At 71.9% G+C, this 12,480-nt stretch carries 13 protein-coding genes; 5 read left to right on the top strand and 8 right to left on the bottom strand.

The window, feature by feature from the left end:
• The 4 genes from G3I53_RS33430 to G3I53_RS23540 form a co-directional block, all read right to left on the bottom strand.
• On the bottom strand, positions 1 to 180 hold a 180-nt coding region (locus G3I53_RS33430), incomplete at its 3' end, for a hypothetical protein (protein ID WP_203617350.1).
• A gap of 276 nt (positions 181 to 456) precedes the next feature.
• Positions 457 to 1,149: a DUF402 domain-containing protein gene (locus G3I53_RS23550; protein ID WP_164333176.1), complete on the bottom strand. Its 693-nt coding sequence runs from the start codon at positions 1,147 to 1,149 to the stop codon at positions 457 to 459.
• 94 nt (positions 1,150 to 1,243) lie between these two features.
• The gene (locus G3I53_RS23545; protein WP_164333177.1) at positions 1,244 to 2,632 is read right to left on the bottom strand and encodes a class II fumarate hydratase; all 1,389 of its coding nucleotides are present in this window, start codon (positions 2,630 to 2,632) and stop codon (positions 1,244 to 1,246) included.
• 134 nt (positions 2,633 to 2,766) lie between these two features.
• Positions 2,767 to 4,443 carry a fumarate hydratase gene (locus G3I53_RS23540; RefSeq protein ID WP_164333178.1) on the bottom strand — a complete coding sequence of 559 codons (1,677 nt, stop codon included), beginning with the start codon at positions 4,441 to 4,443 and terminating at the stop codon, positions 2,767 to 2,769.
• Positions 4,444 to 4,650: 207 nt separating this feature from the next.
• On the opposite strand from G3I53_RS23540, the gene G3I53_RS23535 reads away from it, so the two are divergent.
• Together G3I53_RS23535 and G3I53_RS23530 are read left to right on the top strand one after the other, a co-directional pair.
• Complete coding sequence (locus G3I53_RS23535) at positions 4,651 to 5,343, top strand: DUF1707 domain-containing protein (RefSeq protein WP_343240676.1); 693 nt, start codon at positions 4,651 to 4,653, stop codon at positions 5,341 to 5,343.
• 173 nt (positions 5,344 to 5,516) lie between these two features.
• Positions 5,517 to 5,885, top strand: a complete 369-nt coding sequence (locus tag G3I53_RS23530; protein WP_164333180.1) for a WhiB family transcriptional regulator — start codon at positions 5,517 to 5,519, stop codon at positions 5,883 to 5,885.
• A 479-nt stretch (positions 5,886 to 6,364) separates the two neighbouring features.
• On the opposite strand, the gene glpX is transcribed toward G3I53_RS23530, so the two are convergent.
• A complete protein-coding gene (glpX, locus tag G3I53_RS23525; protein WP_164333181.1) occupies positions 6,365 to 7,399 on the bottom strand; it encodes a class II fructose-bisphosphatase in 1,035 nt (344 codons plus the stop codon).
• Positions 7,400 to 7,543: 144 nt separating this feature from the next.
• On the opposite strand from glpX, the gene G3I53_RS23520 reads away from it, so the two are divergent.
• A complete protein-coding gene (locus tag G3I53_RS23520; protein ID WP_164333187.1) occupies positions 7,544 to 8,050 on the top strand; it encodes a DUF4245 domain-containing protein in 507 nt (168 codons plus the stop codon).
• A 109-nt stretch (positions 8,051 to 8,159) separates the two neighbouring features.
• Here G3I53_RS23520 and G3I53_RS23515 read toward each other — a convergent pair whose 3' ends face one another.
• From G3I53_RS23515 to xseA, 3 genes are all read right to left on the bottom strand, one after another.
• Positions 8,160 to 8,747 carry a malonic semialdehyde reductase gene (locus tag G3I53_RS23515; RefSeq protein ID WP_164333182.1) on the bottom strand — a complete coding sequence of 196 codons (588 nt, stop codon included), beginning with the start codon at positions 8,745 to 8,747 and terminating at the stop codon, positions 8,160 to 8,162.
• Positions 8,748 to 8,923: 176 nt separating this feature from the next.
• On the bottom strand, positions 8,924 to 9,184 hold the full coding sequence (locus G3I53_RS23510) for an exodeoxyribonuclease VII small subunit (RefSeq protein WP_164333183.1): 261 nt from the start codon (positions 9,182 to 9,184) through the stop codon (positions 8,924 to 8,926).
• A gap of 9 nt (positions 9,185 to 9,193) precedes the next feature.
• Positions 9,194 to 10,402 carry an exodeoxyribonuclease VII large subunit gene (gene xseA, locus G3I53_RS23505; RefSeq protein ID WP_164333184.1) on the bottom strand — a complete coding sequence of 403 codons (1,209 nt, stop codon included), beginning with the start codon at positions 10,400 to 10,402 and terminating at the stop codon, positions 9,194 to 9,196.
• A 68-nt stretch (positions 10,403 to 10,470) separates the two neighbouring features.
• On the opposite strand from xseA, the gene G3I53_RS23500 reads away from it, so the two are divergent.
• On the top strand, positions 10,471 to 11,496 hold the full coding sequence (locus G3I53_RS23500) for a 4-hydroxy-3-methylbut-2-enyl diphosphate reductase (protein WP_203591614.1): 1,026 nt from the start codon (positions 10,471 to 10,473) through the stop codon (positions 11,494 to 11,496).
• Positions 11,497 to 11,561: 65 nt separating this feature from the next.
• Complete coding sequence (locus tag G3I53_RS23495) at positions 11,562 to 12,308, top strand: ROK family protein (RefSeq protein ID WP_164333186.1); 747 nt, start codon at positions 11,562 to 11,564, stop codon at positions 12,306 to 12,308.
• The last annotated feature ends 172 nt before the right edge of the window (positions 12,309 to 12,480 follow it).

Raw genomic sequence — 12,480 nt, 5'->3', positions numbered from 1 at the left:
CGGGCCGGGGCCCGTGGGTTCACCGCCGGAGCGCCCCTGTGCCGGTAAGGCGGCCGCCGTGTCCGGCACCCGGGCCGGTTCCGGGGCGCGCGCCGGCGCCCCGCGGCCCTCCGCGGGGGCGACGCCCGGCTGCAGGCGCTCGAAGGAGGTCGGCTGCTCCGTCACGCGTGTCGAGTCCATCCGTCCGGCGCTGGGCGCCATGCGTGCAGTTCGTCCTGCCGAGATGCCGATACCCGGAATGCCTGTCCCGGGAACGGGATCCCCCCGCGGTCGGCGGTCGCCGTCGTGCCGCCGGCCGACCGTCCCCGGCGCCCACGGGTGTTGCCGTACCCCTCGCTCACGTCCTGCCGCCCCTCGGTGACGATCGGTCAAGCCCAGCGCATGTTCCGGCGATTGCGGCCCGGGCCCGTGCGGAGGACGATCCTACGTTTCCTGCCCGGGGGCCCATCAAGGGTCTCACGGGGACACCTGCGCGGGCGTACGGTCCCAGTTCCGTGGCAGTGACGGTACCGTCCAGGACGGATCAGGGCGCCAGTTCGGCCAGCCGTCCGAGAACGGCGGGCCCCAGGCGGTGATCACCGACACCGCGTCGCGGCCGGCCGCCCGCACCCGCCCGGCCAGCGCGTCGTCCACCAGTCCGTCCCGCCGGGCCTGCGCGAACTCGTCCTCGTCGCGCCAGTGCCAGCTGCGGTCCGGGTGCACGGAGATGTCCAGGAAGTGATCCTCGGAGTCCACTCCGCCCGACCACCGGGCGAGCGGCTCCTCCAGGTTCACGTACCAGTTCTTGAACCGCCAGCCCGGGTCCCAGAACAGCCACACCGACCACGGGTCGCCGGGGCGCGCCAGCTTCAGCACCCCGGTGCCCGACCAGCGGGCCCGGCACACGGTGCGGGGCCTGGTGTAGCGGGTGCCCAGCGGCTCCTGGTGCACGGGCGTACCGTCGGCGAGCACCGGTTTCACGCACTCCGTACCGGGCGCCATCCACACGGCGAGCAGCTCCGAGTCGTCGCGTACGACCGTGACGGGGCGCGCGATGTGGAAACGCGCGCCGCCGTTCTCCCGGTAGCGCCACAGGATGTGCGTCCCCGGCCGCCAGAAACCGGTCGAGCCGCCCGCTTCCGTGTGTTCCGTCGTTCCGCCCTCTGTCATGGGCAGATATTAGGTGCCCGGGCCACGTGGTGTGCGGGTCCCCCCGCACGGTTCACTCCGGCGCGGCACACTCCGCCGACGGGGCCGTGGCGGCTCACGGGCGGGTCATGCGCAGCACGTCCAGCGCCTCGTCCAGCTGCTCCAGGGTCAGATCGCCCCGCTCGACGTAGCCGTTCTCCATGACCACCTCGCGGATGGTCCGCCGCTCCGCCAGCGCCTTCTTGGCGACCTTGGCGGCCTCCTCGTAGCCGATGTACTTGTTCAGCGGGGTGACGACGGACGGGGAGGACTCGGCGTACTCCCGGGCCCGTTCCCGGTCGGCGACGATCCCGTCGACCGTGCGGTCGGCGAGCAGCCGGGAGGCGTTCGCCAGCAGCCGGACCGACTCCAGCACGTTCTTGGCCATGAGCGGCAGCATCACGTTGAGCTCGAAGTTCCCGGAGGCGCCCGCGGTGGTCACCGTCACGTCGTTGCCGATGACCTGGGCGCACACCATCAGCACAGCCTCGGGGACCACCGGGTTGACCTTGCCCGGCATGATCGAGGAACCCGGCTGGAGGTCGGGCAGGGTGATCTCGGCGAGGCCGGTGCGCGGGCCGGAGGCCATCCACCGCAGATCGTTGGTGATCTTCGTCAGGCCGACCGCGACGGTGCGCAGCTGCCCGCTGGTCTCCACGACGCCGTCCCGCGCGCCCTGCGCCTCGAAGTGGTCGCGCGCCTCGGTCAGCGGCAGGCCGGTGGCCCGGGCGACCTCCTCGATGACGGCGGCGGAGAAGCCGGGCGGGGTGTTGATGCCGGTGCCCACGGCCGTGCCGCCCAGGGGCAGTTCGGCGAGGCGGGGCAGGGAGGCGTCGAGCCGCTCGATGCCGTACCGCACCTGGGCCGCGTACCCGCCGAACTCCTGGCCCAGGGTCACGGGCGTGGCGTCCATCAGGTGCGTCCGCCCGGCCTTCACCACGTCCGCGAACTCGGCGGCCTTGCGCTCCAGCGAGGCGGCGAGGTGCTCCAGGGCGGGGATCAGGTCGCGGGTGACGGCGGCGGTGGCGGCGATGTGCAGCGACGACGGGAAGACGTCGTTGGACGACTGCGAGGCGTTCACGTGGTCGTTGGGGTGCACCGGCCGCCCGAGCCGCTCGGTGGCGAGGGTGGCGATGACCTCGTTGGTGTTCATGTTGGACGACGTCCCCGAGCCGGTCTGGAAGACGTCGACCGGGAAGTGCTCGTCCCACCTGCCCTCGGCGACCTCCAGGGCCGCCTCCTGGATGGCGTCGGCGATGTCCTGGTCGAGCACCTTCAGGCCCGCGTTCACCTTGGCCGCGGCGCCCTTGATCCGGGCCAGGGCCTCGATGTGGGCGCGTTCGAGCCGCTGCCCGGAGACGGGGAAGTTCTCGACGGCGCGCTGTGTCTGCGCCCGCCACTTCGCCCAGGAGGGGACGCGTACCTCGCCCATGGAATCGTGCTCGATGCGGAAGTCGTCGCTCATACCCGGTACAGCGCACGCCGGGCCGCCCTTGTTCCGGGGCGCGGGCGCATTGCCCCGTTCGCCCCGTACGGTGTGCGTCGCGGTGCGGGCCTGGGACGGCACCCGGCCCGCACCGCACCGCAGCTTCCGGCCGGCTACGCCAGCCCGGGACCGCGCACCGGGATCGTCGTGAACGTCGGGGCGGGCGCCGGGTCCTGGAAGAAGTCGTTGCCCTTGTCGTCGACCACGATGAACGCCGGGAAGTCCTCCACCTCGATCTTCCAGACGGCCTCCATGCCCAGCTCCTCGTACTCCAGGACCTCGACCTTCTTGATGCAGTCCTGGGCCAGCCGCGCCGCCGGGCCGCCGATCGAGCCGAGGTAGAAGCCGCCGTGCGTGCCGCACGCGTCGGTGACCTGCTTGCTGCGGTTGCCCTTGGCCAGCATCACCTTGGAGCCGCCCGCCGCCTGGAACTGCTCCACGTAGGAGTCCATCCGGCCGGCCGTGGTCGGGCCGAAGGAACCCGACGCGTAGCCCTCGGGCGTCTTCGCCGGACCGGCGTAGTACACCGGGTGGTCCTTGAGGTACTGCGGCATCTCCTCGCCCGCGTCCAGCCGCTCCTTGATCTTGGCGTGGGCGATGTCGCGCGCCACGACCAGCGGGCCGGTGAGGGACAGCCGGGTCTTGACCGGGTGCTTGGTGAGCTCGGCGAGGATGGCGTCCATCGGCTGGTTGAGGTCGATCCGCACGACCTCGCCCTCGTCGGCCAGCTGCTCGTCCGTCGTCTCCGGCAGGAAGCGCGCCGGGTCCTTCTCCAGCTGCTCCAGGAACACGCCCTCGGCGGTGATCTTCGCGACGGCCTGACGGTCCGCGGAGCAGGAGACGGCCAGCGCGACCGGCAGGGACGCGCCGTGCCGCGGCAGGCGGATCACGCGCACGTCGTGGCAGAAGTACTTGCCGCCGAACTGCGCGCCGATGCCGATCTTCTGCGTCAGCTCGAAGACCTTCTCCTCCAGCTCCTTGTCCCGGAAGCCGCTGCCCAGCGGGGAACCCTCGGTGGGCATGTTGTCCAGGTAGTGCGCGGAGGCGTACTTGGCGGTCTTCAGCGCGTACTCGGCCGAGGTGCCGCCGACGACGATCGCCAGGTGGTACGGCGGGCAGGCGGCCGTGCCGAGCGAACGGATCTTCTCCTCCAGGAACTTCATCATGGAGGTCTCGTTCAGGACCGCCTTGGTCTCCTGGTAGAGGAAGCTCTTGTTGGCCGAGCCGCCGCCCTTGGCCATGAACAGGAACTTGTAGGCGTCGCCGTCCGTCGCGTACAGCTCGATCTGGGCCGGCAGGTTGGACCCCGTGTTCTTCTCCTCCCACATGGTCAGCGGGGCCATCTGGGAGTAGCGCAGGTTCAGGTTGCGGTAGGCGTCGTAGATGCCCCTGGACAGGGCCTCCTCGTCGCGGCCCGCGGTCAGCACGTTCTGGCCGCGCTTGCCCATGACGATCGCCGTGCCGGTGTCCTGGCACATGGGCAGCACCCCGGCCGCCGCGATGTTGGCGTTCTTCAGCAGGTCCAGCGCCACGAACTTGTCGTTGGAGCTGGCCTCCGGGTCGTCGATGATGCGGCGCAGCTGGGAGAGGTGGTCGGGCCGCAGGAAGTGCTGGATGTCCTGGACGGCCTCCTCGGCCAGCCTGCGCAGCGCCTCCGGCTCCACCTTGAGGAAGGTCCGCCCGTCGGCCTCGAAGGTGGAGACACCCTCGGAGGTCACCAGCCGGTAGGGGGTGGTGTCCTCTCCCGTGGGGAGCAGATCGGCGTACTCGAACTCAGGCATCTCGCCCATTCCTCACTCGACAGACGGCCGCCCGCCTCCTTTGGCGGGCGCCACCAGCGTAGGACGTGCCGTCGGGGGTCGTGCCTGTGAGGTTGTCCTCACTTGTCCCGGCATGGCCGGGCGGCCCCTCCCGCCCCGCGCGGGGGACGGACGCGGGGCGGGGCGTTTCCCCTCGGGGACTAGTCGCGATCTATCGCGTTTGGGTACGCTGCCATGGTGGACCTTCACAAGCACCCCCAGCAGCAGGACCGCACTCCGCAGGCCGCCGAGCTGCGCGCGTCGGACGCCGACCGCGACCGTATCGCCGACCTCCTGCGCGACGCCCTCGCGGAGGGACGGCTGACCGCCGACGAGCATGCCGAGCGCGTCGAGGGCGTGCTGGCCGCGAAGACCGTCGGGGAGCTGGAGGTGTTCGTCCGCGACCTCCCCGCCGGCCGGCAGCCGCGCCCGCACGCACCCGCGCCGAGCAGGCCCATGCCGGGCCCGTTCCCGCCCGACCCCGATGACAACGTCGTCGCGGTGTTCAGCGCCGCCGTCCGCAAGGGCCGCTGGCGCGTCGGCCGCCGCATCCACGTCTACGCGGTCTTCGGCAACGTCGAGATCGACCTCAGCGAGGCCCTCTTCAACCACCAGCAGGTCGTCATCAAGGCGTACTCGGTCTTCGGCAACGTCGAGGTCCGCGTCCCGGAGAACGTCTCGCTGCGCGGCACCGGCGGCGGCGTCCTCGGCAACTTCGAGGTGGCCTCGCTGGACGCGGAGGACCCGCAGGCCCCGGCGGTCTACGTGGACGGCTGGGCGGTGCTGGGCAACATCGAGGCGCGGCCCAAGCGCGGCAAGCTGGTGGCGGACATCCTGGACCGCGTGCAGCGCACGGTGGACAAGAGTCTGCGCGGGCGCACGGACCGTTGACGGCCGCGAACCCGCGGCGAGCGGACCCGCCGGGTCCGCCGGAAGCGGGGGTGCCGAACGGTGAATTCCCTTTCCGCTGACGGCGGTTCGGAACTCAGTGCATAGGCGCGCGTACATCGGGTAAGCCTTGCTGCATCGTGTCTCGCTCGCGAAGCCGTCGTCAGGAGTAGACCGTGCTGCAACCGCCGCATTCGTCCCTGCAGGTAGCCGCCGTTCCGGCCCAGCGGGGGACCGCGCGAGACAGGGACCAGGACGCGCCCTGGCACACCGAGGCGGTGTGCCGCCGCGACGAGGCGGGGCTGTTCTTCGCCCCCTCCAAAGAGCCCACCGCCGCCCGGCTCTCCCGCGAGGACGCGGCCAAGCGCGTCTGCGCCCGCTGCCCGGTCATGGTCGAGTGTCGCGAACACGCCCTGCTCCAGCCCGAGCCCTACGGCGTCTGGGGCGGCCTCACCGCCGCCGAACGCCGCGTCGTCCTGGCCCGCCGCCGACGCCGCGACATGGAACTCCAGGCCACCCACCAGCCCGGCCGCATAGCCGGCTGACCCCCGCCCACAAGGGGCGCGGGGAACCGCGCACGGCACGGCAACGAACCTGCGCCCCTGCACGCCGGCTGCTGAGGCCGACCTCCTGGGGGCGCGGGGAACCGCGCACGGCACCGCAACGAACCCGCACCCCTGCACACCCGGCTGTCGAGGCCGACCTCCTGGGGGCGCGGGGAACCGCGCACAGCACCGCTACTAGCCCGCACCCCTGCACACCCGGCTGTCGAGGCCGACGTCCTGGGGGCGCGGGGAACCGCGCACGGCACCGCTACTAGCCCGCACCTCTGCACACCCGGCTGTCGAGGCCGACCTCCTGGGGGCGCGGGGAACCGCGCACGGCACCCCTACGAACCCGCACCCCTGCACACCCGGCCGGCGAGGCCGGCCTCAAAGGGGGCGCGGGGAACTGCGCACACCCACCACAACACCCCCGCACCCTCCCCCGACCGAACGACCGAACGACCGACGGAGTCAGCCCCTCACTTCGCCCGGTCGAAATCCACCGCACTGTAGGCCCGCAGCTTGCTCAACCGATGCTCGGAGTCGATCCTCCGCACCGTCCCCGACTTGGACCGCATCACGATCGAGTCGGTGGTCGCCGTCTCCGACCGGTAGCGAACCCCCCGCAGCAGCTCCCCGTCGGTGATGCCGGTCGCCACGAAGAAGACGTTCTCCCCGGAGACCAGGTCGTCCGTGGTCAGCACCCGGTCCAGGTCGTGCCCGGCGTCGACCGCGCGCTGCCGCTCCTCGTCGTCCTTGGGCCACAGCTTGCCCTGCAGGGTGCCGCCGAGGCACTTGACCGCGCAGGCGGAGATGATGCCCTCGGGGGTGCCGCCGATGCCCAGCAGCAGGTCGATGCCGGTGCCCTCGCGCAGCGCGAGGATCGAGCCGGCGACGTCGCCGTCCGAGATCAGCTTGATCCGCGCCCCGGTCTCCCGGATCTCCTTGATGATGCCTTCGTGCCGCGGCCGGTCCAGGATGACGACCGTGACGTCCTCGGGCGTGACCCGCTTCGCCTTGGCCACCCGCCGGATGTTCACGTTCACCGGCGCGTTGATGTCGACGAAGTCGGCCGCCTCCGGCCCGGTGACCAGCTTGTCCATGTAGAACACGGCCGACGGGTCGAACATCGTGCCGCGCTCGGCGGCCGCGAGCACCGCGATGGCGTTGGTCATGCCCTTGGCGGTGAGCGTGGTGCCGTCGATCGGGTCGACGGCGATGTCGCACTCGGGACCGGTCCCGTCGCCCACGCGCTCCCCGTTGAACAGCATCGGGGCTTCGTCCTTCTCGCCCTCGCCGATGACGACGACGCCGTTCATCGACACGGTGGAGACGAGGGTCCGCATGGCGCGCACGGCGGCGCCGTCGGCCCCGTTCTTGTCACCGCGCCCGACCCAGCGGCCGGCGGCCATCGCCGCGGCTTCGGTGACCCGTACGAGCTCCAGGGCGAGGTTGCGGTCGGGTGCCTCGGAGGGCACATCGAGCTCGGACGGCAAGTGATGATGCTCGGTCATCGGAGCGCACCTTTCTGTACGACGACGGCCGGATGAGGGTTCCGGGGCACTCTATCGCCGGGCGGACAGAATGAGCAGGGGCCCCCACGGATGAGCGCGACCGGGACCTGCGACGATGGGGGCGTGTCAGCAGGAAAGAGCAGCATGCAGAAGTCGGCCCGGGACATGATCCTGTCCCTGGGCCTCATCGGGCTGGTGGCCGGGTTCGTCTGGCTGTTCATCCCGCACGACGACAGCGCGCCCGACTTCAAGCGCGTGGACTACCGGGTCGACCTGCTCACGGCCCGCCGTGCCGCCGCCTACCCGGTGGCCGCGCCCGTGGGGCTGCCGGACACCTGGAAGGCCACCTCGGTCCGGTTCCGCGGCGACCAGGGCGATGCCTGGCACCTGGGCTACCGCGCCCCCGACGGCCAGTACGTGGCGGTCGAGCAGTCCACCCAGAAGCGCACGCTGTTCATCGAGGACAAGACGCAGAAGGCCGAGCGGACCGACGTCACGCAGGAGATCAACGGCGAGACCTGGATCCGCTACGAGGGCGGTCACTACGACGCCCTGGTCCGCGAGGACGACGACGGCTCGACCACGGTGGTCACCGGGTCGGGGACGTTCAAGCAGCTGACGACGATGGCGAAGGCCCTGCGCGCCGAGTGAGCGCGGGCCGGCGGACCACCGGCACACGACGGCAGGGCCCCGGCGCGGATCGCGCCGGGGCCCTGCCGTCGTGTGCGGTGCCGGGCCGGGGTGCCCGGGGCCCGGTGGCTCAGACCGTCGTGACGACCTGCTCGTAGGACAGGCGCGGGCTGCGCGGGAACCACGCGTCGGGGCCGGGGCGGCCGATGTTGACGACCATCAGCGGGGTGTGGTCGCCGTCCAGGAACTCCTTGCGGATGCCCTCGAAGTCGGCGCCGGTCATCGGGCCGGCGGCCAGTCCGGCGGCGCGCACGCCGATGATGAAGTACGCGGCCTGGAGCGCGGCGTTGAGGGCGGCGGAGCCCTCCCGCACCGGACGCTCGGCGAAGAGGTCCTTGGCCTGCGGGAAGTGCGGGAAGAGCTGGGGGAGCTCCTCGTGGAACTCGTTGTCCGCGGCGAGGATCGCGACCAGCGGGGCCGTGACGGTCTTGGCCCGGTTGCCCTCGGCCAGGTGCGGCGCCAGGCGCTCACGGGCCTCCGGGGAGCGGACCAGGACAACGCGCAGCGGCGACTGGTTCATGGAGGTCGGGCCGTACTTGACCAGGTCGTAGATCGCCTGGACCTGCTCGTCGGTCACCGGTTCGTCGGTGAACGTGTTCGCGGTGCGGGCCTCGCGGAACAGCAGGTCCTGGGCGGCCGGGTCGAGAACGAGAGACATGCGTGAACCTTTGCGGGAGTACGTGCAGGAGGGTGCGCCGGGTCCGTGTGCACTACACGGACATGCCGACGCACCCGACGGTACGCCCAAGAAGTTCAAACTTCAATCAATTCCGGAGTCCGGTGATCCACTTCACAGGGTCAACGGCCCGCCCCGGCTCAGCCGGCCTCTCTGATTCAGCCGGCCTCCCCGGTCTCCTCCGCGCCCGCCGCCTTCTCCTCCTCCGCCAGGGCCGCGTCCAGCCGGGCGCGCGCCCCCTCCAGCCAGCGCCGGCACACCCTGGCCAGCTCCTCGCCCCGCTCCCACAGTGCGAGGGACTCCTCCAGCGTCGTGCCGCCCGTCTCCAGCCGCCGCACGACCTCGATCAGCTCGTCCCGGGCCTGCTCGTACCCGAGTGCCTCGGCCACCGCCGCCGTCTGCTCCGTCTTGCCGGTCATCCGCCCACCCTACGTATCGACTCGAACCGTGAACTCGCCCTCCGACACCCGCGCCCGCAGCTCGTCGCCCGGCGCCACCTCGTCCGGAGCGCGCACCGCGTGCCCGTCCGAGCGCTGGAGCACGGCGTACCCCCGCCGCAGGGTCGCGGCGGGGGACAGGGCCACCACCCGCGCGTGCGTGTGCGTCAGCTCGGAGTCCGCCCGGTCCAGCTGGTGCCGCAGCGAGCGCCGGGCCCGGTCCAGCAGCGCCGACACCTCGTCCTCCCGCGCGTCCACCATGCGGTGCGGATCCTGTATCGACGGCCGGGCCAGCGCGTGCGCCAGCCCCCGCTCCTCCCGCTCCAGCAGCGCGTGCACGCACCGCCGCGCCCGGTCCCGCAGCTGCCGCACCCGCTCGTACTCCTCACCGACGTCCGGCACGACCTTCTTCGCCGCGTCGGTCGGCGTGGACGCCCGCAGGTCCGCGACATGGTCCAGGAGCGGGTTGTCCGGCTCGTGGCCGATCGCCGACACCACCGGCGTACGGCAGGCCGCCACCGCGCGCACCAGCTGCTCGTCGGAGAACGGCAGCAGGTCCTCCACGCTGCCCCCGCCCCGCGCCACGATGATCACGTCGACGTCCTCGGCCGCGTCGAGCTCCTTCACGGCCTGCACGACGTGCGGCACCGCATGCACCCCCTGCACGGGCACATTGCGCACCTCGAAGCGCACGGCCGGCCAGCGGTGCCGGGCGTTCTCCAGCACGTCCCGCTCGGCCGCCGACGCCCGCCCGCACACCAGCCCGATCAGCTGCGGCAGGAACGGCAACGGCTTCTTCCGCTCCGGCGCGAACAGGCCCTCGCGCGCCAGCGACTTCTTCAGCTGCTCCAGCCGCGCCAGCAGCTCCCCGACCCCCACCGGCCGGATCTCGGCGGCGCGCAGCGACAGCTGGCCGCGCGGGGCGTACCACTCCGGCTTGCAGTGCACCACCACCCGCGCACCCTCGCTCACCACGTCGGCGACCGCGTCGAACACCTGCCGGTAGCAGGTCACCCCCACCGAGATGTCGTACGACGGATCCCGCAGCGTCAGGAAGACCACCCCCGCGCCGGGCCGCCGCGACAGCTGGGTGATCTGCCCCTCCACCCACACCGCGCCCAGCCGGTCGATCCACCCGCCGATGAGCCGCGACACCTCCCCGACCGGGATGGGAGCTTCCGCAGACGTGTTGACAGCCATGCCCGCGAGAGTAGTGCGCGCCACCGACAACGCACCGTGACCATGGGGCCTTGAGCCGGGCCCTTACGATGGGACACATGACCGCTTCGCCTGGCCGCCGTGTCCTGCTCGCCGCCCCCCGTGGTTACTGCGCGGGTGTGGACCGCGCCGTGATCGCCGTCGAGAAGGCCCTCGAGCAGTACGGGGCCCCCGTCTACGTCCGGCACGAGATCGTGCACAACAAGTACGTCGTGCAGACCCTGGAGAAGAAGGGCGCCGTCTTCGTCGAACAGACGGAGGAGGTCCCGCCGGGCAACATCGTGATGTTCTCCGCCCACGGTGTGGCGCCCGTCGTCCACGAGGAGGCCGAGCGCGGCCGCCTCGCCACCATCGACGCCACCTGCCCGCTGGTCACCAAGGTCCACAAGGAAGCGGTCCGCTTCGCCCAGGAGGACTACGACATCCTCCTGATCGGGCACGAGGGCCACGAGGAGGTCATCGGCACCTCCGGCGAGGCCCCCGACCACATCCAGCTGGTCGACGGCCCCGAGGACGTCGCCAAGGTCGAGGTCCGCGACCCCTCCAAGGTCGTCTGGCTCTCCCAGACCACGCTCTCCGTCGACGAGACGATGGAGACCGTCGACGCCCTCAAGGACAAGTTCCCCCAGCTCATCTCCCCGCCCAGCGACGACATCTGCTACGCCACGCAGAACCGCCAGCTCGCGGTCAAGCAGATGGGCGCGGACGCCGACCTGGTGATCGTCGTCGGCTCCCGCAACTCCTCCAACTCCAAGCGCCTCGTCGAGGTCGCCCTCCAGGCGGGTGCCCGCGACGCCCACCTGGTGGACTTCGCCGCCGAGATCGACGAGAGCTGGCTGGAGGGCGTCACCACCGTCGGCCTCACCTCGGGCGCCTCCGTCCCGGAGGTGCTGGTCGAGGAGGTCCTGGAGTGGCTGGCGCAGCGCGGCTTCGAGGACGTCGAGATCGTCCGGGCCGCCGAGGAGTCCATCGTCTTCTCCCTGCCCAAGGAACTGCGCCGCGACCTGCGCGAGGAGGCCGCCGCACTGGTGGCCGAGCGCCGCGGCACCGGCGCCGCCCCCGACGCGGCCGGGTGACGGGTCCGCCACCGGCCGCGACGAGTGAGCAGGGCACCACGGGCCACGATGAGTACCGTGGTGCCATGGAGATCTTCGGCGTGGACATCGGCGGATCCGGGATCAAGGGCGCCCCGGTCGACCTCGGCAAGGGGGACCTCGCGCAGGAGCGCCACAAGGTCCTGACCCCGCACCCGGCCACCCCGGACGCGGTGGCCGACGGCGTCAAACAGGTCGTCGACCACTTCGGCTGGACCGGCCCGGTCGGGATCACCTTCCCCGGCGTGGTGGAGGGCGGCACCACGGTGCGCTCGGCGGCCAACGTCGACAAGGGCTGGATCGACACCGACGCCCGGGTGCTGCTCGGCAACCGCCTCGGCGGTCTGCCGGTGACCCTGGTCAACGACGCGGACGCGGCCGGGCTCGCCGAGATGCACTTCGGCGCCGGCCGCCACCGCCGGGGCACCGTCATCCTGCTGACCCTCGGCACCGGCATCGGCAGCGCCGTGTTCGTGGACGGCGTCCTGGTGCCCAACACCGAGCTGGGCCACCTGGAGCTGAACGGCCACGAGGCCGAGAAGCGGGCCTCCAGCAAGGCCAAGGAGGACCACGACCTGTCGTGGGAGAAGTGGGCGCACCGGGTGCAGAAGTACCTGGCCCACGTGGAGATGCTGTTCTCCCCGGAGCTGTTCGTCATCGGCGGCGGCGTCAGCCGCAAGGCGGACAAGTTCCTGCACCACATCAAGGGCATCAAGGCCGACGTCGTCCCGGCGGCCCTGCAGAACAACGCGGGCATCGTGGGCGCGGCCCTGCGGGCGGCCACGGGCACCTGAGCCGCGCGGCCCCGCCTCCGCGCCGGTGCGCGACCCCGACCCTGCTCCGGTGCGCGGGCCCGCCTCCGCTCCGGTGCGCGGGGCCGTTCAGCCCTGGGGGCGGTTGCGCGCGTTCCGCCGCCGGATCATCCGGACCCGGCGGACGAGCACGATCACCCCGGCGATCAGGGTC

Source organism: Streptomyces sp. SID14436, assembly GCF_010548465.1.
Taxonomy (GTDB): domain Bacteria; phylum Actinomycetota; class Actinomycetes; order Streptomycetales; family Streptomycetaceae; genus Streptomyces.
Note: the sequence above shows the minus strand (reverse complement) of the source record. Positions and strands in the feature narration are given on the sequence as shown.